The organism is Solibacillus sp. iso_87, from assembly GCF_056173085.1.
Window position 1 is genome coordinate 2,882,793 of record NZ_CM149656.1, and the last position, 25,290, is coordinate 2,908,082.

The window sequence follows — 25,290 nt, forward strand, 5'->3', positions numbered from 1 at the left end:
GTTTTTAAACGGTCTATACCTAAATAAATGGTTTACCAATTTTTATGTAAGTCACGATAGACCTATTGTCCGCAACTAAAAACAAGAATGCGATAACTTCGCATCCTTGTATTATAATAGAATATCGAATTTTTTTATACGTTTGCGCGAATAGATTCGATTGTAGAACGATCGGCAGTTTGAATTAATTTTACTAACAGTTCTTTAGCAGCTGCATAGTCAGCCACATGAATAATCGAAGCAGATGTGTGAATATAACGTGAGCATACCCCGATTACAGCTGAAGGAATCCCGTCATTTTGAGTGTGTACACGTCCTGCGTCTGTACCACCTTGAGAGACGAAATATTGGTATGGAATATTGTTTGATTCCGCTGTATCCAGCACGAATTCACGCATACCACGGTGTGTAACCATTGAACGGTCTAAAATTCGAAGTAATGTTCCTTTACCTAGTTGACCGAATTCATTTTTATCGCCAGATGTATCATTCGCCGGTGATGCATCCAATGCAAAAAATAGATCAGGTTTAATTATATTTGATGAAACTGCTGCACCGCGTAAACCAACCTCTTCCATAACATTCGCTCCAGAATAAATATGGCTCTTCACATCTTGACCGTGAATCTCTTTTAAAAGTTCGATCGCTAAACCGCAGCCATAGCGGTTATCCCACGCTTTTGCCATAATCTTTTCCGGATTGGCCATCGGTGTGAATGGACATACCGGAATAATGGATTGTCCTGGACGTACACCTAACTTCATCGCATCTTCTTTTGAATCTGCTCCGATATCGATCAGCATATTTTTAATATCCATCGGTTTTGAACGTTCTGCATCTGTTAATAAGTGCGGCGGAATTGATGCAATAACACCCGGAATTTCACGGTCTTTTGTATAAACCGTAACGCGTTGTGCCAGCATAACCTGATTCCACCAACCACCAAGTGTTTGGAAACGGATCATACCGTTTTCAGTAATGGAAGTAACCATAAAAGCGACTTCATCCATATGGCCAGCGACTAGAATTTTTGGCGCTTTTTCATCTTTTGCTTTACGCACACCGAATACGCCGCCTAAATTATCCTGAATAACTTCATCAGAATATTTCGCTAATTCCGAGCGCATAAAATTACGGACCGCACGCTCATTGCCTGGTGCACCAGGCAGTTCTGTTAATGTTTTAAAAAGAGCAAGTGTATCTTGATTCATTCTGCAACACCTCTAAATGTAGATTTGCCTTCATTATATCACAAATTGCAAGCAATATTTCGACTTTCGAACCTTCTATTATTTTTACTCTATTTTCAGAATATGATAAAGTAAATGTAGTCACTATTTTGAGGAGGTATTTTGAAATGAATTTAAAAGACTTTACAATAGGGGTTGTAACAGGGATGGCTGCAGCTGTCATTGTTAAAGAAATGAGCAATCGTGTCGCACCATTTGCGAATCCAGATCATATTTTAGCTAACATTAAAGATGAATTTAAAAAACATGCACCAATTGATGGTTCTTGGATTTACATGAAAACAGAAAACTTCAGTAATGGCTTTACAGAAACTCCGGTCTACCGTGGAGGTATTTCACGTACAATCAACGGCGAGCTTGAAAACTACGAGTTCGCAGCAGATGCCCGTTCCGGTGCCATTGTAGATATTAAACAAATATAATGTAAAGGATGCGATGACGTAATTTTAGTCATCGTATTTTTTATATGCTAAAAGTGCGCAACCGATAATAAAAGCACCTGCATCGAGAATCATGCAGGTGCTTCGTGTTTACTTAATTAATGCCGGTTTCGAACGTTCCAGGCGGTCTGTTACTTCCTTGCCTGTTGCATCCCACTGAATCATGCGGTAATACGCATCATGGTAGAAGATAAAGCGGTAGCCATTTGACAGGGCTTCTTTCATTAACTTTTCCTTCGCAAATACGCTTGTCATCGGGTAATCATCATACGCCAATACCCAAAGCGGATTTTGGTGAGCATGTGTCGGCATAATATCCGCCATATGTAGCGCCACTTCACCATTCTGTTCAAGGCGAACAATCGCATGTCCTTCACTATGGCCGCCTGTATGGATCAATTTTAAGCCCGGAGCCACTTCCAGCTCCCCTTCATATGTTGATACTAAATGCTGTACAGGCTCCCAGTTTTCTTTCCAATACGTATTTTTTGATCGAATGTTCGGATTGCGCATCTCATCCCATTCAATTTGTGTCGTGTGAATAACTGCATTCGGGAAAACCGGAACAAGCTTGTCCCCTTCCCACTTCGTTAAACCACCAGCATGATCAAAATGTAGATGTGTCATTAAAATTGCATCAATATCACCTGGCTGTAATCCAGCTTCAGCTAAGCTTTTTTCAATTGTTGATTCTTCAGAAACACCGAAATTACGCAGCTGCTTTTCATTTAACTTACCAGCACCTACACCCGAATCGATTAAGTAATTTTTCCCCTCGTATTGAATTAAAATTGGTTCACATGCTAATTCAATTTGGTTCAATTCATTTACCGGATATTTACGAGACCACAGTGCTTTTGGCACTACCCCAAACATAGCTCCGCCATCCAGTGCTGTGACACCCCCATGTAACCAAGTCAGTGTCATGTTGTGAAATTCAAATCGATCCATTTCTCCATCCCCCTAAATCGTTATAATTTCGTCTTGTATTGGCATTCTAGTCGATATATTGGCTGACCGAGCTTCGAGAATTTCTCCTCGTATTCTGTCATAATATTATCTTCCGGCATATTCGCATGTAAGTCTAGCGATACATAGTTTAATACCATACCATACTCGTTCATACTTACGAGTGAATATTCAAAAAGACCACGGTTATCCGTTTTGAAATGGATTTCACCGTTATCAACTAAAATGTTCTCATAAATTTTCAGGAAACCTTCATGTGTAAGGCGACGCTTTGCATGTCGCGTTTTTGGCCATGGATCCGAGAAGTTCAGATATACACGGTCCACATCCCCTTTTTCGAAAAACTCTTTCAGCTTCGCGCCATCAACTTTTAACAAACGTAAATTCGATGGTTTGTTTGCTGCTTCGATTTTCTCAAGGGCACATACGATAACACTATCAAATAATTCAATACCGATATAGTTAATATCCGGATTTTGCAGTGCCATCCCTAAAACGAATTGCCCTTTACCCGTACCAACTTCGATATGAATCGGGTTGTCGTTGCCGAATGCTTCATTCCACTTGCCTTTATAATCTTCCGGGTTTGGAATAATTACATCAGGATGTTGTTGAATATATTCCGCTGCCCATGGTTTATGCTTTAATCTCACTTACTTATCCTCTTTTCTATTGTGTAGCTGCCTCATATTATAACGGAAAATAGCTTCGTTTGCTTTTATTTTGCTAAATTCCATGCTTTTTTCTGAACGGTTATTTCAATTTTATTTTGACCGGGTGCTAAATTTTGGGTTTCCCCGTCTGCATGTGCCATGACCGGTTCCTCAAAAATCAACTGTGCATCCGTTGCTGCAAACTGTTCGACTTCCTTCAAAAGTGTATGCTTCCCTAAAAAGACTGTTCCAAAAAGGAATAATAATTTCCATTTCGATAAATTGGAAACGACTGTCAGTTCAAGCTGGCCATCGGATGTATTCGATTCTGGAGATATCTTCATTCCCCCTCCAAAATAAGGCTGATTGCTCGCAGTTACAAACCAAACATTTTGATATTGTTTCTTTTTCCCTGCTTGAACTATCGTAAGCTTAAACGGTTTATATGTAAAAAGAGCATGAATAACATAATAAGGATAGCTCAGTTTCCCAAGTTTCCATTTATTAATCGACCTTTTAAGTGTTGAATTGTTTGCGATGTTCGCCACTAATGCATCAAACCCCACACCAAAATTATTAATAAAGTATTTGGTAGTCCCGCCTTGTCTAACTACCCCGCAATCATGTGAAGTACTATTTACCCCGTTTACAAAATGCTCTAACTGTTTGCTCGTTTCGAATGCTTGATACCCCCTGGCAAAATCATTGCCAGAGCCCGCAGAAATTGCCCCTAAATAGACATTTTCAAAATGTACTGCACCATTCAGTACTTCATGAATCGTCCCATCACCGCCAATAGCAATTAGACAGACCGGTTTTTCCTTTGTTGCTCGTCCGGCAATTTCCTTTGCCAGCAGTAGCGAATGTCCTTCGTATTTTGTCCAATGGATTTGATACGGAATCGCCAACTGCTGGTGAAACTTATGCCAACGCTTAACCCCCTGCCTGTTACCCGCATAAGGATTAATTATAAAATGCACTTCCATTATTTAATCTTCCTTATTTTCCGTATTCCAAATATCTCGATGAAAAGATGTTGTTTGCACAGTATTTAAAATCGCTTGTGCACCACGTATTTGCATATGCTTCATCGGTGAAACAGAACGCGCTAATTGTCCCATCCATTCAGGGAATTTCCGTTTATCCACAAATGAAACGCCATACATTGTTCCGGGATAATCAATATAGCCATTTCTTGTTAACAACACTTTGCGAATCGGCAGTTCAATATGATTTTGGTGAAAAATCTGCTCAATAACTTTTTCCATCCGGTTTAATTGAATTAAAGGGCTTAACACTTTCTTTTCATTTTTTCCGACCTTCTTTAACCAAAAGCGTTCGCTATTCGCAATATATACCGCCTGACTTTCCTGTTCCAAAACCGTAATACATAGACATTCTGTCGGTGTCATTATAATAATATCCAATTCTATTGGCGCTTTTTTCACACGTAAAATCGGATAATAGAATACTAAGTAATTGTCCGGCAATGTTTGGAGCACGGAACGCAATAATGTATCACGCATAAATTTTGGATCTACATAAGATTTTTCACGTAATGTCGAGCTTGCCCATTTCATTTGAAAATGAAAAAACTGATCGATGAACATTTTCTTAAGTTCTTCTAATGTTTTTGGCGTATAGACAAGATTCGGTTCAAAAATCAGCGTCGTATCGTCTTCCTGATATGGATTTTCTTCAACTGTCCAATCGTTGGAGATGGTCACTTTTTCGATATCTTCTTGTTCTTCTTCGGTTATTTCTACTTCTTTTTTGAAAGGGAAAAGTTTTTGAAACAGTGATTTTTTCTTCTCTTCCTTTACTTCTTCCTCTATATGTTCCCAACGTTCAATTGCTTCACCCGTCTGCCATTGATACTTTGTCCGCTCCCACTGATTTTGCTTTAAGCGAATAAACTGCGTTGGATAGCGTGCCAAGTCAATTTCATAACGTGAAATATAATCTTGAAGTTTTATTAACTGAGCCATTTTATCTACTCCCTAATTTCTTTCCTAATCTTCATTACGTTACATTTTACAGGTTATCCGCAAAAAAAAATAGCGCCTTGCCGATAAGCAAGACGCTATTTTATTTAATTAATGAATTAAGCTTTAATCCCTTTTGGAATTTTTGTTTCAAATTGAGCTTGTAATTTACGTGTCCATTCACCCGGTGTACCGTTGCCGATAACTGTACCGTCAATTTCAATAACCGGAGTTACTTCTGATGTTGTTGAAGAAACGATTACTTCATCCATAGCAAGCAGCTGCTCTTTCGTCATTGCCTGTTCGTTAACAGTAAGACCGATTTCCGCTGCACATTTAATAATTACTTGACGAGTAATCCCATTTAAAATGAGATTGTTGGCTGGGTGTGTAAATAGTACACCTTCTTTAACCCCGTAAATGTTTGAAGATGAACCTTCCGTAATAATTTCACCACGGTGTAAAATTGCTTCATAGCATCCTTTTTCATATGCTTCCTGTTTTGCTAGAACCGCACCAAGCAAGTTTAGTGATTTAATATCACAACGCAACCAGCGAATATCTTCCACACATGTAGCTTTTACACCTTTTTCAAAATTTTCTAATGGGCGTGGATTTTCTTTCGCATTCCCTGTAATTACCGGTTTCACATCATCACCAGGGAAAATGTGGTTACGAGGGCCGGCACCACGTGTAATTTGGAAGTAAACATGACCTGTGTCGATATTGTTTGCTTCTACAAGTTGATGCAGTAATTGGTGTAATTTATCTTTTGTATAAGGAATCGTAATGCGGATTTTTTCAGCACTGTCAAAAAAACGGTCAATATGCTCAGTCGCTGTAAACAGTTCCCCATTATACACTTTTACTACTTCATACACACCGTCACCAAATTGATAGCCGCGGTCTTCCTTGTCCACCAATACCTCTTCATTTTTTACAATTTGATCATTCCATAAACTAAAGCTCATCTCAAATACCACCTTTTTATTAGTTAGTTGCTAAATTTACTATTGCTTCTGCATAAATGGCAGTCGCTTTTATCAAGTTATCAATATCAACAAATTCATCGGCCTGATGGGCAACATCTAATTCGCCTGGGAACAGCATACCGAATGCAACCCCTTTTTTCATAACGCGAGCATATGTCCCTCCGCCAGTTGAAAGTGGCTTCGAGTAGTCTTTGCTGTATTTCCGATATACTTGCAGCAATGTTTGAATCAATTCATCTTCCTCACTCACATAATGCGGAACTGAATTGCTCACTACATCTAATGTAAATGCTTCATGCTGTAGTAATGCCTGTGCTTTCGTTATTTTTTCTTCAAACGGATACGTTACCGAATAGCGCATACTCACTTCAATTGACGCACCACGCTCATCAAAAGTTACAATTCCAGGATTTAATGTAGTCGGTCCTGACATCGCATCTTCAAATTGGAAATCCAATGCTGTTCCAAAATGAACGTTGTCAAAAACACGGACAATAAAATCGATAAACGACTTACTTTGTTTTGTCTCTACAACATTTTGTAAAAATTTAGCTAAATAAACCGCTGCATTTTTTCCCTTTTCTGGTTCCATTGCATGAGCTGATTTACCTTTCACAACAATTATAATCCCATTATCGTTATTAGTGAAAGTGCCTTCAACGTCATTTTCTTTTAAATATTTCAGAAAATTCTCACTTGTGCTTTTTTCGGCATATTTTATAGTAGCGGTTGCTTCATCCGGCACCATATTTGTTCTGCTACCTGCATAGAATGACAGTAATTGCTCATCGCCTGATCGTTTTTCTTTACTAGAGAACGTTAAATGAGCAATTCCTTTTTCAGCGTTGATTAGCGGAAAATCTGCATCAGGTGCAAAACCAATTGTCGGCATTTCCTCTTTTTCGAAGTAGCGCGTTACACATTGGAATCCGCTTTCTTCATCTGTACCAATAATCATACGTACACGTTTTTTCAAAGGGATGTTCGCATCGTGGATCAGTTTCATCGCCAGCCAAGCCGCCATTGTCGGACCTTTGTCATCAATCGCACCACGTCCAAATAATTTTCCATCTGCGACTTGTCCTTCAAACGGAGGATATGTCCAGCTTGCAGCATCTCCGGCAGGCACTACATCTACATGGCAAAGCACTCCAACAAGTTCTTCACCTTGCCCCAGTTCAATATGGCCGGCCATATGATCCACGTTTTTTGTAGTCATCCCTTGCTCTATACCTTTTTGAAGCATAAATTCCAATGCTGCTTTCGGACCAGCACCGAAAGGCATTATATCAGAAAAATTATTTTCATCTTTTACACTTTCTATTTGAATCAATTGCTGTAATTCTTGAATAAGCTCTTCTTTTCTTGCCTGAGCCAGTTGTAACCAATCCATTAATACACCTCATTTTTATAATATTGTTATTGTACTCCTTCTTGTTAAAATTACAATAATCATTTGACAAATACATTACAACCTATATTTCTAGGAATATTAAATATATGAATTTTCTGTAAAAATAGTGTTTTTCGTCTCTCATTTCTGGAAATCTGTTTGGTTTTCCGCTATAATGTATGTGTCAGAACATCTATTCTGACCAAACTTTCAGAAAAGGGGATGTCTAAGGCAAACTACTAAAGCCTAAGTGCACTCCGCACATATTTTGTCGTCCGCTAGTCTTATGCCATGAGAATTTAAGATCGAAGGAGTGGTTTTTAGAAATGAAACCAACTACTGATAGAATGCTTAATCGTATTAAAGACGTGTATATGTTTATCCTGAATAAAGGAGAAGTGACTACACAGGATTTAGTCGAAGAGTTTAACATCACTCCTCGCACCATTCAAAGAGATTTGAATGTGTTAGCCTTCAATGACTTGGTAATGAGTCCAAGTCGGGGTAAATGGACAACGACGAAGAAAAAAGTAAAAATGACATCTTAGAATTTTGAAAGCGGCTGATTCTTATTTTGTGAGAAAGGACTAATTGTCCCAACATAACTTAAGGTGTCGATCAGTTACACATGAAATATTATGAACATTGCTGTGTCAGCAAGCGTTCACTTAGTTCTTGACACATAGAACTAAAAGAAGCGAATGCCTTTTCGTCGGGGCATTCGCTTTTCCTTTGTTTATTATTTTGTCGCTAAAAGATCAAGTTCCTGTTCTGTCAGCTCGCGGTATTCACCTAATGCCAGCTCTTCATCAAGCTGCAATGTTCCCATTGACAGACGTTTTAAATACGTAACCTTCTTGCCCACCGCCTCAAACATGCGCTTCACTTGATGGAATTTTCCTTCTTGGATCATCAGCTCAATTTCCGATTGCTTGCCAGACACTAATATTTTTAATTCTCCCGGCTTTGTATGATAACCATCTTCCAATGTTACACCTTGTGCGAATGCTTCGATGTCGGCTTCTGTAACTACCCCGTCAATTTTGGCGTAATACCATTTCGGGACATGCTTTTTAGGAGAAAGAAGATTATGTGCTAAATTACCGTCATTTGTAATTAGCAGTAGCCCTTCTGTATCTTTATCCAAACGTCCGACAGGGAATGGCTCAAAGTGCTGATAAGATGGATCGAGTAAATCAATGACCGTTTGATCGTAGCGGTCTTCTGTAGCTGAAATGACACCCGGTGGTTTATTCATCATTAAATAAATAAACTCCACATATTCCACACGCTCGCCAAATACCGAAACATTTTGCTTTTCAGGATTCACATGCATTGCTGAATCTTTTACTGTAACACCGTCCACTGTTACAGCTTTTTGCTTTAATAATAGTTTAACTTCTTTTCTTGAGCCGTAGCCCATATTAGCCAGTAATTTATCTAAACGCATAAAGTCCTCCATGAAAAAAGGGGACGCCTACGTTGCGACGTCCTCATTTTTATTTTACTAATCTTAATTTACGTGCAATCTTTGTGAATTTTTCACCTAATAATAATTGGGCTAACCCTAGTCTATAAGAAATCGCGCCATAAAAAATCGCGCCGACCCCTGCACAAATAATTGCATATAGAAGTGCCAATGCTTTCGTATCAGCCGGTGCAATCGCTGTTAAAATAATATGTGTAATCCATACCGCTAAAGCCATTACAATAGTCAAAATAATAATTAATAAAATACGTCGTAAAACAACAGTCGCATCGTAATTTGTCACTTTCTTTAAAACAAAAATATTAATTGCGATTGTCGCTCCATAGCCAAGTGCTGTCGCTAAAATAGCTCCATCAACCGACATTAGATGAATAAGCGGTGTAGTTAGTATTGTTTTTGTAAGCAATCCGACAAGTAAACTGAAGATTACCCACTTTTGGTAATTGACCCCTTGTAACATAGCAGCTGTTACTGAAAATAAAGCAAAGAAAATAGCAAGCGGTGCGTAGTGGCTTAATACTTGTGTACCCATTTCGCTGAAGGAATAGAAGAAATGATATAAATCTTCCGCTAAAATCGAAATTCCGATTGCTGCAGGTACAGTAATAAACAACAGCACTTGGTACGTTTTATCCATCGCACTATGTACTTGACGCAAATTACCTTCCGTATAAAATTTCGTCACCGTCGGAATGATTGCCATTGAAAAGCCTGTCGCCAAAACAACAGGAATCATAACGATTTTTTGTGTTAACAAGTTAAGCATTGTAAAATACGGTTCATAAATTTCCGCCGGTACTCCACTGGCGATCATTGCACGGTTAAATGTCAGCAAATCGATAAGCTGGAATAATGAACCACCCAATCCGACAAAAACAACAGGGATCGAATATTTAAATATCTCTTTGTACATATCCGAATAAGGAAGTCTCTGTTCTTTCGGGGCTACAACCTGAACAGCCTTAATTTCGGGACGTAGTTTTTTCCAGAAATAAAACAATGTTAAGAGTCCGCCAATCGCTCCGATAAACGCGGCAAATACCGAGAAATTAATTGCGGTAATCTCATCACCGTCCATAACTTTGACAACGAGGAATGCCCCACCGAGTAAAAAGACGATGCGCACAATCTGCTCGACTAACTGAGAAACAGATGTCGGCAAATAATGTCCATATCCTTGCAGGTAACCACGTACTAAACTCATAAAAGGCACTACAATTAATGCATAGCTAACCCATTTAATAACGTTCGCTACTTGCTCTACAGTAAATGTCTGTTCTTCACTGTCAATTACTATATTTGCAAGCGGTGTCGCAAGCAGATTCATTAAAATAAACGCTACAATTCCTGTAAGCGTCATCAATAAAGCACCTGTTTTTACTAGTCTGCGGCCGGCATCAAAATCCCCGAGCGCATTATATTTCGATACGAATTTTGATACTGCAATTGGCAGTCCCGCAATGGCAACACTTAACATAATGTTATAAGGAATGTAGGCGTAATTGTATAAAGCAATATTATCTTCACCTACAATGGCGTAAAACGGGAAAATATAAATTAACCCTAAAAGCTTTGATAGAAACAATCCAATTGTTAATATGGCTGTTCCTTTCATTAATGAAGACATGAAATAACCTACCGTTCTATATGAAATTCTCTCAGTATAACAATTCACTTACAATACGAATGCGTATAGCAAGTTATTTATTTACATTATTTAACTTCCTTCTTGTGACGGTACTCTCATTAAAAAGTTCCCGTACATTTCCTTTTACAAGTTTACATGTGAAAGACCATTTACTCAAATAGTTTCTTCACTTCGTGTATAATAAGTAAGAGAAAAATCCGTTGAACGAAAAAATTATTGCAAAAGAAAGTGAGAAATTATCTATGTATGATGTAATTGTAATAGGAGGCGGTCCATCAGGATTGATGGCAGCAATCGCCGCAGCCGAGCAAAACAAAAAAGTGCTCCTCCTTGAAAAAGGCTCAAAACTCGGAAAGAAATTGGCCATATCAGGTGGTGGCCGTTGTAACGTAACAAATCGACTATCAGCGGAAGAAATCATTAAACATATTCCCGGGAATGGACGCTTTCTATATAGCCCTTTTACCGTTTATAATAATGAAGATATTATTGCATTTTTCGAAGGACTTGGCGTGGCATTAAAAGAAGAAGATCACGGGCGTATGTTCCCTGTGTCCAACCGCGCACAAGATGTCGTTGATGCGCTTGTCAATGAGATGAAACGATTAAAAGTGGAAGTCCATTTACACACGGCCGTTAATAAATTGCTCATGGATGATGAAAAAATATATGGTGTGCGTTTAGAGAGTGGCGAAGAAATCCGTACAAATGCTGTTGTTGTAGCAGTCGGTGGTAAAGCAGTTCCGCAAACAGGCTCAACTGGAGACGGTTATCCTTGGGCAGAACGTGCAGGTCACACGGTTACTACGTTGTATCCGACAGAAGTGCCTGTGACTTCAAAGGAATCGTTCATTCAATCACGTGAGCTACAAGGGCTGGCATTACGCGATGCTGCTGTCTCTGTCCTGAACAAAAAAGGAAAAGTTCTTGTAACACATCAGATGGATATGCTGTTTACTCACTTCGGTTTAAGCGGCCCTGCCATTTTACGCTGCAGTCAGTTTATTGTAAAAGAGCAGCTGAAATCAGGAAGCGCACCCGTACAAGTTCGAATTCAATCATTACCAGAGTATAACGAAGAAACATGCTTCCAAATGTTAAATAAAACAATTAAGGAAGAACCGAAAAAAGCGGTGAAAAACTTATGGAAATCACTTGTTCCAGAACGATGGCTCTTATTTTTAATGGAGCGTGCAGGTATTGACGCACAGTTAACAGGCATAGAATTATCTCAGGAGAAGATTCGCAACTTTGCACGTGAGCTTGTCGCATTTACGATGGACGTTCACGGTACCCAACCGATCGAAAAGGCATTTGTTACAGGGGGTGGTGTTTCGGTAAAAGAAATAGAACCAAAAACAATGGCCTCCAAGAAAAAACAGGGACTCTACTTCTGTGGTGAGATTTTGGATATTCACGGTTATACAGGGGGTTATAATATTACTTCTGCGCTCGTAACAGGAAGAATTGCGGGTATGAGTGCGGGTCAACAGTAACGTTTCTGATTTTAATCGTAAAAATACTAGAACTGCTCATCATTCCCTAGTATCATAAGAGGTATGTACACTCAGGAGGATACGGCACGATGAATAATTCTCAAAAAAACCAGACTATGCTTTATTTAGCATCAGATGAGCTAATGCAAACTCATTTATCTTGCACTAAAATAAGCAATCGTAATAAGGATGAATTCACCTTTTCCATTCGTGTTTTTTGCTATGTCGAAAAAAATAACTCCTATGCGAAAAGTGTTCCATTATATTTGATACTCGGCTTAAATAAACAAGGTGTCGGCATGACTTTGGCTGTCGATTTAGTCAATATCCCAAATGTTTGCCCGATGCAATTAAAAAAGATTGTTGAACATTTACAACAAAGTCCAGCTCTATTGCTAATCGTCTGTCAGCAGCTCGATAAAATTGCCTCTTCTTCATCAATTGAAGAGGCCGTGCAAGCAAAACTGGCAAAGCATTTCTTCATTGAAAATGCGCCTAAAGGGATTACAAGCTTTACGACAAACCGTCAGGCAAATGAACTGTACTGGCTTATGCATAAAAATCTAATGATTTCAGATATGGATTCATTTAAATTAGATGGTGAAGGCGGACATATTGCATTTACCGTTCAGGTTGGCTTTAAACATGATTTTATTATGCAATGCTATGAAGTAGATTGCATGATGCATATGTTCAATGAAGACGAAAAGCTCGGCTATTATTTTGAGCTTTATTTGGATCAGGAAAATTACCATCATCAGCTACTATATGAAACGTTGCCGGATCAGTTCATGGACAACAAAACTTTTTTAAATCAGGTTTTGGAAGAAATGAAAAAACGCAACGAAGAACAATACGATGACTATTTGCAGGATTTAATTGAAAAGTTTACAGCGAGCATATAGAAAAAGAGTCAATCCCCAATAACGGGATTGACTCTTTTATTTATACATATAAGTAAATTGCGAAGAACATTGCAACACTGCCGCCCATAACAAATAAGTGCCAAATTGCATGGTTATATGGAATACGGTCATTTTTGTAAAAGTAAGTGCCGACTGTATAGGAAAGCCCACCGATTAATAATGTTGCAAAGCCGGCGATGCCTATATGTGCGAATAACGGCTTGGCAACAAAAATAATAAGCCAGCCCATCCCGATATAAACAAATAGCGACAGTAATTTAAAACGGTAAACAAAAAATTGTTTCAGCACAATACCGATTGTTGCTAAAATCCATTGAATCGCAAAAATTGTCCAACCCAATTTGCCGCCAATTGCGACTAATACGATCGGTGTATATGTTCCTGCAATCAATAAAAATATTGAGCTATGATCGAACTTTTTCAGAAATGTTTTATGTTTCGGCCATGAATGATACATTGTTGAAGCAAAATACAGGCAAAACATTGAAATACCAAAAATAATATAGCTAACAAGCTCTAATGTTGTGCCTTGATGCTGGGCTTTGTTTACTAACAACAATGTTGCGGGAATCGTCAGCAATGCGGCAACTCCGTGTGTCAGCCCGTTCCAAAATTCTTCCTTTGTACTATATCCACTTTGTTCCATCATGATTTGTGTCATAAAGCCACCTCTTTCATTATTCAATTATAAAAAAAATGTATTTAGTTGTTAAAGAAGAACTTGTCATACTTTCCATATGATATTTATCATGGATTTGCTGGAAACTTTCATTTCTGAAGTGAAAACTTTTTAAGGGGTTCTTTCCATAAAAGCTATACCCCCTTCTAACAAAATAAAAAACCCCCTGGGAAAAATTTTTCCCAGTGAGTTATTTCATCTTACGCTTGAATATGACGAGCGATTTTTTCTGTTAATCGAGTCGTTACTTTTGGCAATAATACTTTAATAGCCGGATTTAATACTGCGCCTGAAAGACCGCCAGCAGTTACTTCTACTGTACCTGTCATATATGTACCGCCATCTTTCGGCTCGGCTGTAAATTCACCGCCGCCTTTAATATTATCTGATAGCCCTGTAATTTCAAATTTGATTTTAGAAGGCTCATTCATTTCGATAATTTTAATTTCGATTTCAACTTTTTTCTTTAAGCCTTTAAAGTTTCCTTCGAATGTCCAATGTGATGTTTGGGCATCCAGTTCTTTATGCTCTTTGTAAGCTGGAACTAATACAGCCCATTTTTCAATTTTACTTACGAATACCCATACTTTTTCCTGGCTAACTGGGATTTGTACTGAATGTGATGCTTGTGCCATGTTGTTACACTTCTTTCTTCAATTCATTAAATGTGACCATTTACTATTCTAGTATTACATAGAAATCGGTTACGCAACATAGTTATTTTTGCTTTTCATGCAAGATTTGTGCTATTTCCCTTAGTTTCTCATTTGTTGTACTTTCCATCCGAACAAGTCTAGCTTCACCATCAAAAGCTATTCGTCCAATATTCAGTGTCATCAACTGTTTATCCTCTAACAGAAAGCGTAGCTGTATAAATGACTGTGGCACCCCTTCCCATTCAACCTGTGTACCGATCACATTTATGCTCATGCCATAATACACATTATCACCTATTTCAATCCGTTCCCCGATTTTTAAATCCGCTTTAGGTAATACAAAGTTTCCTTCTACTGTTTCATATGTTAAATACGGCTCATTTCTTGCTAGAAATGCAGCCTGTTCATATGTAGTCACAAAAGAAATTTGAAATTCATTGCTCCTAGGATAGATTTTTAGCGTAACATCATTCGGTACAGATTGTACGAGCTGTTCATCAAAAGGATAATCTTTCTCCACAGGATACGGTTCCTTAGCTGTCATATCTGCGGTACAGCCACTAAGTAAGAATAATAACGCAATTAATAATAGCTTTTTCATCCACGGCCCTCCTTACCCGTAAAAGAATAGAATCCATAAGAATATTAAGAATATTGCTGTCATAATCCAGTCATAAATTTGCTCTTTTTTAGACTTATCCTTATCTTCCGTTAATGGCATTACAACAATAAATCCAAGCGCATATACAATAAATTGAAGATCTAGATAAACTACGTATTCATGTGCCTGCAAATAATTAGTATAGTAATGCATTGAAAAAAAGACCGCTAAATAGACTAAAGAACCTTTCCAGCTAACTGTTTTTTGTGGTTTTTGCTTTGTTTTAGGTAATTTTAAGGCTAACTTTAAAATGTAGGAAAGTATTATTATTGCTCCTCCTAACGTTGCTAATTCCCCAAAACTCAACCCAGCTTCATCTACTTTTTGATTCCATCTTGAATAATTTACCGCCGACGTATCTTCAAGTTTATAAAATAACTTTGTTCGAACATCTTGGACTGCGAACCATCCGCCACTCTTATAAATTTTCAGCTTTAGATGCTCACCATTCGACATCACTATAAGTACATCTTTTTCAAACCCATTATTATAAGGACGTTCAACCAGCTTTAAATCATGTAAAAGCCTGTTCATATCGAGGGCATCTTCTTCTTCCTTAAATGCATGCACGCCCCTATAACGACTCGAATCCCGTGCAAAAAATTGGTCCGGTTCACTATATTGGGAACTTATAAAAAACTCTTCCACAGTTGTTTCTTCAATAAGCCTTTCCAAAGGTGTTGCTGTTTGGACAGGCGGTTCAACTTGAGTAGGTCCTATTAAAAAAAGAATGAACACAACGATACAAAACGAAATTGCAGTTAGCCCATACCGCCAATCAATCGAACGTTTAGATGCTTTATGCAATACTTTGGCTCTCATTTCAGGTGTGAATTTTTGTTCTTCCCCGATATAGCGGTCAATTTCATCCTTCCATTTCGTCATATTGCTGCACCTCCCATTCAAAATTCACTAACAGCGGCTTTAGCTTTTCTCGACCGCGAACAAGTCTCGTTTTTACAGTGTTTTCACTTACCCGTAAAAGTTCTGCAATTTCTCTGATTTTATAATCATCGTAATAATGTAGAATAAGGACTTCACGGTATTTAATCGAAAGCTGCAACAAAGCTTCTACTAGCTCAGATTGCTGTTCTTCATGAATCTTCTTTTGTTCAATGGAAGGAGTGACAAGCTTTTTAGGTGAAATATGGGTCATTTTGCGTTTCCAGCTTCTTAAATAATCATGACTTTTATGTATTGTTATTTTCACTAAATATGTTTTTAAAGAAGAACGGCCTTCGAATCGCTCCTGCTGCCTGTAATAAGCTAAAAACGTGTCCTGCACAATTTCTTCCGCAGCTGCCCAGTCCTTCACATATAAATAGGCAACACGCATACAGTATTCGCCATATGCCATCATTACTTCTTCTAAATGCGCCGACACGGTCCCACTCCTTTCACTGTTTTCTTTATAGTCGCATATTTCCATGAAATTGTTTCACTTTCTGGGAATTTCTTTTAGGATTTTTTCTTTCTTGATTAAGAAATGTAAAAAAGCCATTTTTCTCACAGAGAAAAATGGCTTTTGATATTATTCCTATTATTTAACAACGATATTAACTAATTTACCTGGGATGACAATTACTTTCACAACTGTTTTTCCTTCGATAAATTCTTGTACTTTGCTGTCTGCTAAAGCAACTTTTTCTAATTCTTCTTTAGTAATATCTTTTGCAACCGTTACTTTTGCACGGACTTTACCTAAAACTTGTACAACAACTTCGATTTCATCGTCTACTAGTTTCGACTCATCGAATATTGGCCATGTTGCATACGTAATAGTATCTTCATGTCCTAAAATTGACCAAAGTTCTTCAGCAATATGCGGTGCGATTGGTGATAAAAGCTTCACGAAGCCTTTTGCATATTCTGTTGGAATTACTTCCGCTTTGTAGCAATCATTAATGAAGACCATCATTTGTGAAATCGCTGTGTTGAAGCGAATGCCTTCATAGTCTTCCGTCACTTTTTTCACAGTTTGGTGATACACTTTTTCCAATGTTGTATCAGAAGAATCTTGAATTTTTGCAGCTAGCTTCCCTTCATCTGTTACGAATAGACGCCAAATACGATCTAGGAAACGACGTGCCCCATCAAGACCATTCGTGCTCCATGCTACAGAAGCTTCCAGTGGCCCCATGAACATTTCGTATAAACGTAATGTATCTGCACCGTGTGAAGCGATAATGTCATCCGGGTTTACTACATTGCCTTTTGATTTAGACATTTTTTCATTGCCTTCACCTAGAATCATCCCTTGGTTAAATAATTTTTGGAACGGTTCCTTCGTATGAACAAGTCCTAAATCATAAAGCACTTTATGCCAGAAGCGTGCGTATAGTAAGTGAAGTACCGCGTGCTCTGCACCACCGATATAAATATCGACTGGAAGCCAGTGTTTTAATAGTTCTGGATCTGCAAGCGCCTGATCATTTTTCGGATCGATATAGCGCAGGAAGTACCATGATGAACCAGCCCATTGCGGCATTGTATTCGTTTCACGGCGTCCTTTTTTGCCTGTTACTGGGTCAACTACATTCACCCATTCTTCAATATTGGCAAGTGGTGATTCACCTGTACCTGAAGGACGGATGTTTGTTGTTTTCGGTAATTCCAATGGCAGCTCTTCTACAGGAATCGTAGTCATTGTGCCATCTTCCCAGTGAATTACTGGAATTGGTTCACCCCAATAACGTTGACGGCTGAATAACCAGTCACGTAGACGGTAAGTGATTTTCTTTTCACCTACACCATTTTCCACTAACCATTCAATTGCCTTCGCAATGCCGTCCGTTTTATTTAATCCGTTTAGGAAGTCCGAATTAATGTGCGCACCGTCACCAGTGAATGCTTCATTCTCAATGTCTCCGCCTTCAAGAACCGAAATAATTTCTAAATTGAACTCTTTCGCGAATTCATAGTCACGCTCATCGTGTGCAGGAACAGCCATAATCGCACCAGTTCCGTATGTCGCCAATACATAATCCGCAATCCAGATTGGCACTTGGTTGCCGTTAATCGGGTTCACTGCATATGCACCTGTGAATACACCTGTTTTCTCTTTTGCTAAGTCTGTACGTTCTAAATCAGACTTTAACGATACTTTTTCCAAGTATGCTTCTACCGCTTCTTTTTGCTCTGCAGTAGTAATTTCAGCTACTAATTTATGCTCTGGAGCTAATACACAGTATGTCGCGCCAAATAATGTATCCGGACGTGTTGTGAATACTTCGAAGTTTTTGTCTGTGTCAGCAACTGTGAATTTCACTTGTGCGCCTTCAGAACGGCCGATCCAGTTACGCTGCATTTCTTTAATTGATTCAGGCCAGTCAACATCAACTAAATCATCGACTAAACGGTCTGCATATTTTGTAATACGCAGTACCCATTGTCGCATCGGACGACGAACTACCGGGTGACCGCCACGTTCAGAAACTCCGTCGATTACTTCTTCGTTTGCAAGTACTGTACCTAATGCTTCACACCAGTTTACTGCCACTTCATCTACATACGCTAAATCCATTTCCACTAACTTAGTGAAAATCCATTGCGTCCATTTGTAGTATGACGGGTCAGTTGTATTAATTTCACGATCCCAGTCATAAGAGAAGCCTAGTTCGTTAATTTGACGTTTAAATGTTGCGATGTTTTTTGCCGTAAATTCAGCCGGGTCATTTCCTGTATCAAGAGCATATTGCTCTGCAGGTAAACCGAATGCATCCCACCCCATTGGATGAAGAACATTATAGCCTTGCATACGTTTAAAACGAGATAAAATATCTGTCGCCGTATAGCCTTCAGGGTGTCCTACGTGCAGACCCGCACCTGATGGGTACGGGAACATATCCAATGCATAAAACTTTGGCTTATCCATTTCATTTTCAGTTTTGAATGTTTTATTGACATCCCAAAACGTTTGCCACTTTTTTTCAATTTGCTGATGATTAAAACTCACAATAATTCCTCCTTTAAATATATTCTTGCTGTGGTTTATGTATTTTAGGCGCATCATCAATGATTTAACAGAATATTTAAAAAATAAAAAAATCCCGTCCCATCTTATGATAAGAAGGGACGAGAGGTATTTTTTCTCCCGCGGTACCACCCAAATTAGTGACGCAGCACTCAGCTTCATTTCTTAACGCGAATACACGGCCATTAGCTACTATTACTTCACTAAAGCAAACTCCGAGGCGAGTTCAACTTGACACTTACCGGCTTCCACCTGCCGCCAGCTCTCTATAAAGTGCGTCCATTTACTATTCCTCATCACAGTCAATATTATTATTTCATTCATTTTAACGAATTCAACACAAAAGTACAAGTAACTGTTTTATGTTTGTTCTTTTCCTAGCGTACGATCAAAGACCAGACACGGAATTATAGCGATGACAATGAGTAGTGATAATATAAGCATCAAAATTTGCATGCCATATAAATCTACCATTAACCCGCCAAAAACAGGGCCAATCATCCGTCCAATTGTAGATGCACTATTGACGAGCCCTTGATAGAAACCTTCTTGTCCATGAGGCGCCAATTTATTGGCAATCATCGGAATGACCGGTGTAAAGAACACTTCCCCAAACGTCAAAATGACCATCGCTGCAGCAAACATCTTAAAGTCCTGGGCAAAATAAACGACGATATAAGATAGCGACATCAATATGAGACCAAGCACCAGCTGATGTTTTATTTTGTTTTCCCAGCGTGTGACAAGCGGCCGGATAATCGGTTGAACTGCAACAATCATGAAGCCGTTGATCGTCCATAGTAAACTGTATTCGGATAGACTCATTCCTAAACCTTGTGTATAAGAAGAAATGGTCGCGCTCCATTGAGAGTAGCTTAACCAGCAGACAATTAACGATATACTTAATATACTGATCGCCACAATCGGTCCCCTGTTTTTTCTTTTTGTCTCACCGGAGAACGGTTTAGTTGTCAGTCCCTTCATATCAAATCGCTTATATGTCGTGATGACAAGTACAAAAAATATAGCATAGAAAAATAGATTTGCACTAAATACATAGTCAAACTTAATATCGGCAACAATACCTGCCAATGCCGGGCCAATTGCGACCCCTACGTTGTTTGCCAAAAAGATCGAGTTAAATGCTCTTCGCCCCCCTTCTGGCCAGGCACTACCTGCTATCGCATAAATCGCCGGGTAAACAATCCCTCCACTAAAGCCCATCATCGTTAAAAATACAATGTACTGCGGCCAGTCATGCCAAATGGTCAACAGAGTGATTGAAATCAAATTAAATACAACCCCAATTAAAATTGCTTTATAGCCACCTAATTTATCAAATAAATAACCGCCTACTAGATTGCCGAACACACCTGCCAATGAATTTAGCATGAGGACAATTCCAGCGGTAGTTAAAGATTTTCCTAAATGATCATGAATATAAATACTATTTAAAGGCCATAAAAATGAATTTCCAACCGTATTTACGAATGTGCCAATAATTAAAAACCATACTTGTTTCGGCAATCAACTTCCTCCTTCAATATTTGCTCAATTTACTAGTTTATTCTTTAACAGGAATTTGTACAAGAAAAATATTTCTATTAGGACACGATGTTCTGTCCGTGTTAGAATAATATGTTAGAGGAGTGAACAAGGAATGACTGAAACAAATTTCCCTTTCCCGTCAGACGGGAAACGTTATTATACATGGAATCGCTATTTACGAAATGAATTCGGAAAGAAAGTTTACAAGGTTGCTTTGGATGCTGGGTTTGATTGCCCAAACCGTGACGGTACGGTCGCTTTTGGCGGTTGTACATTCTGTTCGGCAGCAGGTTCAGGAGACTTTGCGGGCAGTAAAGTCGATCCGATTCCGGTGCAGTTCGAAAAGATCAAAGCAAAAATGGAGAACAAATGGAAAGACGGCTTAACTATGGCCTACTTCCAAGCGTATACAAATACACATGCTCCACTTGAAGTATTAAAGGATAAGTTTGAATCAGCACTTGCCTGTGAAGGAGTAATGGGACTTTCAATTGCAACGCGTCCTGACTGTTTGCCGGATGATGTTGTTGAATATTTGGCAGAGTTGAATGAACGCACGTATTTATGGGTAGAGCTTGGACTTCAAACTGTTCATGAAAAAACAGCCAATTTAATTAACCGCGCACATGATTACGCGACATATGTGGAAGGTGTTAATAAATTGCGCAAGCATGGTATTCGTGTCGTGACACATATTATTAACGGATTGCCTTTAGAGGATTACGATATGATGATGGAAACAGCCCGTGAGGTGGCGAAGCTTGATGTACAAGGTATCAAAATCCATCTGCTGCACCTTTTAAAAGGAACACCACTTGTGAAGCAATACGAAAAAGGCATGCTGGAGTTTATGGAAAAGGATGCTTATATTCAGCTCGTGGCAGATCAGCTAGAAATTATTCCGCCTGAAATGATCGTCCACCGTATTACGGGTGATGGTCCAATCGATTTAATGATCGGTCCGATGTGGTCTGTCAACAAATGGGAAGTTCTTAACGGAATTGATGCGGAGTTGGAACGTCGCAGTTCTTACCAAGGGAAGTTTTATAAGGCGGATGTTACAAAATGAAATTAGAACGTGTTCTTCAATATGCCCAAACCTTATTGGAAATGTCAGTTTCCGAGGGTGATATTGCAGTCGATGCAACAGCAGGAAATGGACATGACACGCTTTTTTTAGCAAATCTCGTTGGAGATGACGGCTATGTGTATGCGTTTGATGTACAAAAGGAAGCGGTTGATGCAACATTACACCGTCTGCTCGATAATGCACTTGAGCATCGGGCAATCGTTTTAAAAGACGGGCATGAAAATGTAGCAAACTATATTCAAAAACCAGTATCAGCCGCAATTTTCAATCTTGGTTATCTGCCAGGCAGCAATCATGAAATTGTAACAATGCCGAACACTACGATCCAAGCGATTGAAAGTTTGTTAAAGCTGCTAAAAGTCGGGGGAATGATCGTTTTAGTCGTTTATCATGGTCATGAAGGCGGAAAAGACGAGCGCGATGAAGTGATTCGCTATGTAAGTGATTTACCGCAAAAACATGTACATGTTCTGCGCTATGAGTTTATGAATCAGAAAAATGCTCCCCCGTTTATCATTGCATTAGAAAAAGTAAAAGATTTTCCGATAGAGGGCTAAGTTTTCTTAGCTCTTTTTCATATCCTTAATGAGGTGAAATGATGCGTTTATGGCATACCGAGTTAATTCCATTCATACCGAAAAGTCAACTTCTTGCCCAGTGGCGTGAGTTGAACAGCATTTTCGTGAAGGAAGACAAACATGTATTAATTAATTATATTTACGAATACCCGAAAGAGGATTTATATATTTATACACAAATTGTTCTGGAGGAAATGCGCGCCCGAAATATAATGATTCGTACGATCGACAAAATGGATCGCTATTTTTCCGATCTTCATATTCCTGAAAACTACCCGCCGTACAGCCGGCATCATAATGATGAGTATTTAACAATTTGCTACTACAATTTGTACGAAAAATATATTCGCGGACAAAAAGATTTTACTACTGAACAGTTCGAGACATTACAGCAGTATTATTCAATGAAATAAGGAGCAGCTTTTTAATTAGCTGCTCCTTTTAAACTTCTACTCTTTCTTATATGTCTCCCAGAAATCCGCGCCTTTAATACCAAGCTTTTTCGGATCAAATACCGGGTCTTTCCCTTCTTTTTTCTGTTGCTCATAATCCTTCAGTGCAATGAGGGCTGGCTTCATAATAAATAATAATAGAATTACGTTAATCCAAACCGTTAATCCTAACCCGACATCACCGAATGCCCATGCTAAATCGGATGTTTTAACTGTTCCGTAAAATGCCGATGCGAGTAATACGAACTTCATTAAAAATATCCCTATCCGTCTCGCACTGCCATTTAACATATATGAAACATTCGTTTCAGCAATGTAGTAATATGCCATTAATGTTGTAAAGGCAAAGAAGAAAAGTGCAACCGCTACAAAACCTGAACCAAAGTTGTTTAAAGTTGGGAATGCATCATTAACAGCTGCTTGTGTAAAGCCTGAATACGTAATTGTCTCATCCATTTTGGCTTCGATTAGAGCTCCATCCTGGCTGCCTTCATGGACATTGTATGTACCCATGAATAAAATCATCAATGCTGTTGCAGAACATACCAGTAAAGTATCAATATAAATTGATGCTGCCTGCACTAACCCTTGCTTTGCCGGATGTGATACTTCTGCGGCTGCTGCTGGATGTGCACCAGTACCCTGACCAGCTTCGTTTGAGTAGATTGCGCGTTTTACACCCCAGAAAATAGCGCTACCAATCATCCCGCCAAATACCGCATCGGCCGCAAACGCACTGCGGAAAATTAACCCTAACACTTCAGGCACTGCTGTAATATTCATAATAATAATAATGCCAGCAACTAATAAATACGCTAATGCCATGAACGGAACTAAAATTTGTGCTGTGTTCGCAATACGTTTAACACCGCCAAAAATAATGACCGCTAATAAAAGAATCGTAACTAATCCAGTAATCCATGGTTCGATACCGAATGCATTGTCAACCGCACCCGCAATGGCATTCGCCTGAACACCAGGCATTAAAAAAGCAACAGATGCAATCATCGCAATTGCAAAAATAATACCTAATGCACGAATTCCTGTTGTTTTTTCAATGTAGAATGCTGGACCCCCACGATATTGACCATCTTTCTTCTCTTTATAAATCTGCGCAAGCGTCGATTCCATGTACGCTGTTGATGCACCGATAAATGCTGTAACCCACATCCAGAATACCGCTCCAGGTCCACCAAAAGCAATTGCTGAAGCCGTACCGACGATATTACCCGTACCGACACGACCCGACAAAGCAATCGACATTGCCTGGAAAGAAGATACACCAGCGTCAGACTTCTCTCCTTTGAACATTAGTATGAACATATCTTTAATTAACCGGACTTGTGCGAACTTTGTAAGGATGGAGAAAAACAGACCAACGATTAAAATACCATAAATCATGACAGGACCCCATAAAATATTGTTGGCCCATCCTACAAAATCATTCAAAAAATCCATACTTATACCCCCCTTGTTGAAATAATGTATTAATTTGAAATTTAGTATATTACAAATATTCGAAAATTTCGATATATTTTTTTATTGGAAAAAAAATAAACCTAACAAAGTATGATTTTGTTAGGTTTATCTTTACTCTATAATATATCCCAAGTCTCTTAAAACATTATTAATATAGTCTATTGTAAACTTAAAGACATCTTCCCGTTCCAATTCGAAATACAGACTATGAAGGCAGCCTTTCCACTGTTTGTAATGAAACTCGGAAAGCGTATGCTCGGTAATCCACTTCTTTGATGTACTGATGTCTGTTACTTTATCATTTTCACCCGTCATTAATAATACCGGAATGTCCGGGAACTTCAATTCGGGGTTACGGATTGTCCGCGTCATCTGCTGCCAGTCGCGATACCATTTTACTGTCACCATACTCGTTAACGGCAATTGTTCTTTCAACTCCATTAACACATCTGTATTCCTTGTAAGATGGTGAGTCTCCAACTCATGTCTCAGCTTAACATTTGATGTAATGGCGCTGAAGCTTGATAAAGCATTCGACAATTTTCCCGGTGCCAGCTTTAAGTTATACCAAGGGGATGTTAGAACAACACCCGCACATTCTATTTTATTGTTCTGAAGCACATACGTAGCTATTGCAGCCCCTAGCCCATTTCCGACGATAAAAAGCGGTAAATTATATTCCAGTGCCACTTTCAATAACAATTTTGTATACTTGTAATATTCTTTAAAGTCCTCATCATGATACTTTGTATACTTTCCTTGCTCTCCATGTCCCGGTAGATCTCCCATTACAACGTGAAAGTGGGAACTGCGGAACTTTTCGATTAACCATGCGTACCACCGGTGATGTTCATATGCGCTATGAAGAATAACGACTACGGCTTTTGGTTGTTGCTCTGTTTCCCATTTCCACATGGCCATACTCCTTACATC

Annotated in this window: 25 protein-coding genes and 1 other annotated feature; of the genes, 7 read left to right on the forward strand and 18 right to left on the reverse strand. The window is 38.8% G+C overall.

Annotated features, from left to right (window positions below; genetic code table 11):
- Positions 1-134 precede the first annotated feature (134 nt).
- Positions 135-1,211, reverse strand: coding sequence for a M42 family metallopeptidase (locus tag AC0VXV_RS14645; protein ID WP_475528957.1), 1,077 nt, complete (start codon positions 1,209-1,211; stop codon positions 135-137).
- A 146-nt stretch (positions 1,212-1,357) separates the two neighbouring features.
- Between AC0VXV_RS14645 and AC0VXV_RS14650 the strand changes: the two genes are divergently transcribed.
- On the forward strand, positions 1,358-1,672 hold the full coding sequence (locus AC0VXV_RS14650) for a peptidase M4 (protein ID WP_079528542.1): 315 nt from the start codon (positions 1,358-1,360) through the stop codon (positions 1,670-1,672).
- Positions 1,673-1,780: 108 nt separating this feature from the next.
- On the opposite strand, the gene AC0VXV_RS14655 is transcribed toward AC0VXV_RS14650, so the two are convergent.
- The 6 genes from AC0VXV_RS14655 to pepV all read right to left on the reverse strand — a co-directional run bounded on the left by AC0VXV_RS14655 (position 1,781) and on the right by pepV (position 7,682).
- Positions 1,781-2,641 (reverse strand): YtnP family quorum-quenching lactonase, encoded by an 861-nt coding sequence (locus tag AC0VXV_RS14655; protein WP_475528958.1) that lies wholly within the window; start codon positions 2,639-2,641, stop codon positions 1,781-1,783.
- Between the two features lie 20 nt (positions 2,642-2,661).
- Complete coding sequence (gene trmB, locus AC0VXV_RS14660) at positions 2,662-3,312, reverse strand: tRNA (guanosine(46)-N7)-methyltransferase TrmB (protein WP_475528959.1); 651 nt, start codon at positions 3,310-3,312, stop codon at positions 2,662-2,664.
- Between the two features lie 65 nt (positions 3,313-3,377).
- Positions 3,378-4,298, reverse strand: coding sequence for a diacylglycerol/lipid kinase family protein (locus tag AC0VXV_RS14665; RefSeq protein WP_475528960.1), 921 nt, complete (start codon positions 4,296-4,298; stop codon positions 3,378-3,380).
- A gap of 3 nt (positions 4,299-4,301) precedes the next feature.
- Positions 4,302-5,300 (reverse strand): nuclease-related domain-containing protein, encoded by a 999-nt coding sequence (locus AC0VXV_RS14670; protein WP_475528961.1) that lies wholly within the window; start codon positions 5,298-5,300, stop codon positions 4,302-4,304.
- A 116-nt stretch (positions 5,301-5,416) separates the two neighbouring features.
- A complete protein-coding gene (gene dat, locus AC0VXV_RS14675; protein WP_475528962.1) occupies positions 5,417-6,268 on the reverse strand; it encodes a D-amino-acid transaminase in 852 nt (283 codons plus the stop codon).
- 19 nt (positions 6,269-6,287) lie between these two features.
- Positions 6,288-7,682: a dipeptidase PepV gene (pepV, locus tag AC0VXV_RS14680; RefSeq protein ID WP_475528963.1), complete on the reverse strand. Its 1,395-nt coding sequence runs from the start codon at positions 7,680-7,682 to the stop codon at positions 6,288-6,290.
- Positions 7,683-8,008: 326 nt separating this feature from the next.
- Here pepV and AC0VXV_RS14685 point away from each other — a divergent pair, with 326 nt between their 5' ends.
- Entirely contained in the window at positions 8,009-8,230 is a 222-nt protein-coding gene (locus tag AC0VXV_RS14685; protein WP_008408196.1) for a DeoR family transcriptional regulator, read from the forward strand.
- Positions 8,231-8,421: 191 nt separating this feature from the next.
- On the opposite strand, the gene AC0VXV_RS14690 is transcribed toward AC0VXV_RS14685, so the two are convergent.
- Both AC0VXV_RS14690 and AC0VXV_RS14695 read right to left on the reverse strand, forming a co-directional pair.
- The gene (locus AC0VXV_RS14690; protein WP_475528964.1) at positions 8,422-9,132 is read right to left on the reverse strand and encodes a pseudouridine synthase; all 711 of its coding nucleotides are present in this window, start codon (positions 9,130-9,132) and stop codon (positions 8,422-8,424) included.
- Between the two features lie 49 nt (positions 9,133-9,181).
- Positions 9,182-10,798 (reverse strand): putative polysaccharide biosynthesis protein, encoded by a 1,617-nt coding sequence (locus AC0VXV_RS14695; RefSeq protein WP_475528965.1) that lies wholly within the window; start codon positions 10,796-10,798, stop codon positions 9,182-9,184.
- A 263-nt stretch (positions 10,799-11,061) separates the two neighbouring features.
- Here AC0VXV_RS14695 and AC0VXV_RS14700 point away from each other — a divergent pair, with 263 nt between their 5' ends.
- Together AC0VXV_RS14700 and AC0VXV_RS14705 are read left to right on the forward strand one after the other, a co-directional pair.
- A complete protein-coding gene (locus AC0VXV_RS14700; protein WP_475531472.1) occupies positions 11,062-12,315 on the forward strand; it encodes a BaiN/RdsA family NAD(P)/FAD-dependent oxidoreductase in 1,254 nt (417 codons plus the stop codon).
- Positions 12,316-12,404: 89 nt separating this feature from the next.
- Positions 12,405-13,220: a cysteine methyltransferase gene (locus AC0VXV_RS14705; protein WP_475528967.1), complete on the forward strand. Its 816-nt coding sequence runs from the start codon at positions 12,405-12,407 to the stop codon at positions 13,218-13,220.
- Positions 13,221-13,260: 40 nt separating this feature from the next.
- On the opposite strand, the gene trhA is transcribed toward AC0VXV_RS14705, so the two are convergent.
- From trhA to AC0VXV_RS14740, 7 genes are all read right to left on the reverse strand, one after another.
- Complete coding sequence (trhA, locus tag AC0VXV_RS14710) at positions 13,261-13,902, reverse strand: PAQR family membrane homeostasis protein TrhA (RefSeq protein WP_475528968.1); 642 nt, start codon at positions 13,900-13,902, stop codon at positions 13,261-13,263.
- 218 nt (positions 13,903-14,120) lie between these two features.
- Entirely contained in the window at positions 14,121-14,555 is a 435-nt protein-coding gene (locus tag AC0VXV_RS14715) for a CoxG family protein (protein WP_475528969.1), read from the reverse strand.
- An 82-nt stretch (positions 14,556-14,637) separates the two neighbouring features.
- Complete coding sequence (locus AC0VXV_RS14720) at positions 14,638-15,177, reverse strand: hypothetical protein (protein ID WP_475528970.1); 540 nt, start codon at positions 15,175-15,177, stop codon at positions 14,638-14,640.
- A 12-nt stretch (positions 15,178-15,189) separates the two neighbouring features.
- Positions 15,190-16,122: a hypothetical protein gene (locus tag AC0VXV_RS14725; RefSeq protein WP_475528971.1), complete on the reverse strand. Its 933-nt coding sequence runs from the start codon at positions 16,120-16,122 to the stop codon at positions 15,190-15,192.
- Complete coding sequence (locus AC0VXV_RS14730; RefSeq protein ID WP_475528972.1) at positions 16,103-16,621, reverse strand: sigma-70 family RNA polymerase sigma factor; 519 nt, start codon at positions 16,619-16,621, stop codon at positions 16,103-16,105. The genes AC0VXV_RS14725 and AC0VXV_RS14730 overlap by 20 nt, the downstream gene beginning before the upstream one ends.
- A 156-nt stretch (positions 16,622-16,777) precedes the next feature.
- Positions 16,778-19,192 (reverse strand): leucine--tRNA ligase, encoded by a 2,415-nt coding sequence (gene leuS, locus AC0VXV_RS14735; protein ID WP_475528973.1) that lies wholly within the window; start codon positions 19,190-19,192, stop codon positions 16,778-16,780.
- 112 nt (positions 19,193-19,304) lie between these two features.
- Positions 19,305-19,519: a binding site (T-box leader), on the reverse strand.
- A gap of 51 nt (positions 19,520-19,570) precedes the next feature.
- Positions 19,571-20,737: an MDR family MFS transporter gene (locus tag AC0VXV_RS14740; RefSeq protein WP_475528974.1), complete on the reverse strand. Its 1,167-nt coding sequence runs from the start codon at positions 20,735-20,737 to the stop codon at positions 19,571-19,573.
- Between the two features lie 133 nt (positions 20,738-20,870).
- On the opposite strand from AC0VXV_RS14740, the gene mnmL reads away from it, so the two are divergent.
- The 3 genes from mnmL to AC0VXV_RS14755 are packed head-to-tail and all read left to right on the forward strand — an operon-like array spanning position 20,871 to position 22,839.
- Positions 20,871-21,827, forward strand: a complete 957-nt coding sequence (gene mnmL, locus AC0VXV_RS14745) for a tRNA modification radical SAM protein MnmL/YtqA (RefSeq protein ID WP_475528975.1) — start codon at positions 20,871-20,873, stop codon at positions 21,825-21,827.
- A complete protein-coding gene (gene mnmM, locus AC0VXV_RS14750; RefSeq protein WP_475528976.1) occupies positions 21,824-22,405 on the forward strand; it encodes a tRNA 5-(aminomethyl)-2-thiouridylate-methyltransferase MnmM in 582 nt (193 codons plus the stop codon). The genes mnmL and mnmM overlap by 4 nt, the downstream gene beginning before the upstream one ends.
- Before the next feature lie 38 nt (positions 22,406-22,443).
- Positions 22,444-22,839 (forward strand): pyrimidine dimer DNA glycosylase/endonuclease V, encoded by a 396-nt coding sequence (locus AC0VXV_RS14755; protein WP_475528977.1) that lies wholly within the window; start codon positions 22,444-22,446, stop codon positions 22,837-22,839.
- A gap of 36 nt (positions 22,840-22,875) precedes the next feature.
- Here the strand turns inward: AC0VXV_RS14755 and AC0VXV_RS14760 are convergent, their stop codons facing one another.
- The gene (locus AC0VXV_RS14760) at positions 22,876-24,336 is read right to left on the reverse strand and encodes an alanine/glycine:cation symporter family protein (protein WP_475528978.1); all 1,461 of its coding nucleotides are present in this window, start codon (positions 24,334-24,336) and stop codon (positions 22,876-22,878) included.
- Between the two features lie 132 nt (positions 24,337-24,468).
- Positions 24,469-25,272 (reverse strand): alpha/beta hydrolase, encoded by an 804-nt coding sequence (locus AC0VXV_RS14765; RefSeq protein ID WP_475528979.1) that lies wholly within the window; start codon positions 25,270-25,272, stop codon positions 24,469-24,471.
- Between the last annotated feature and the right edge of the window lie 18 nt (positions 25,273-25,290).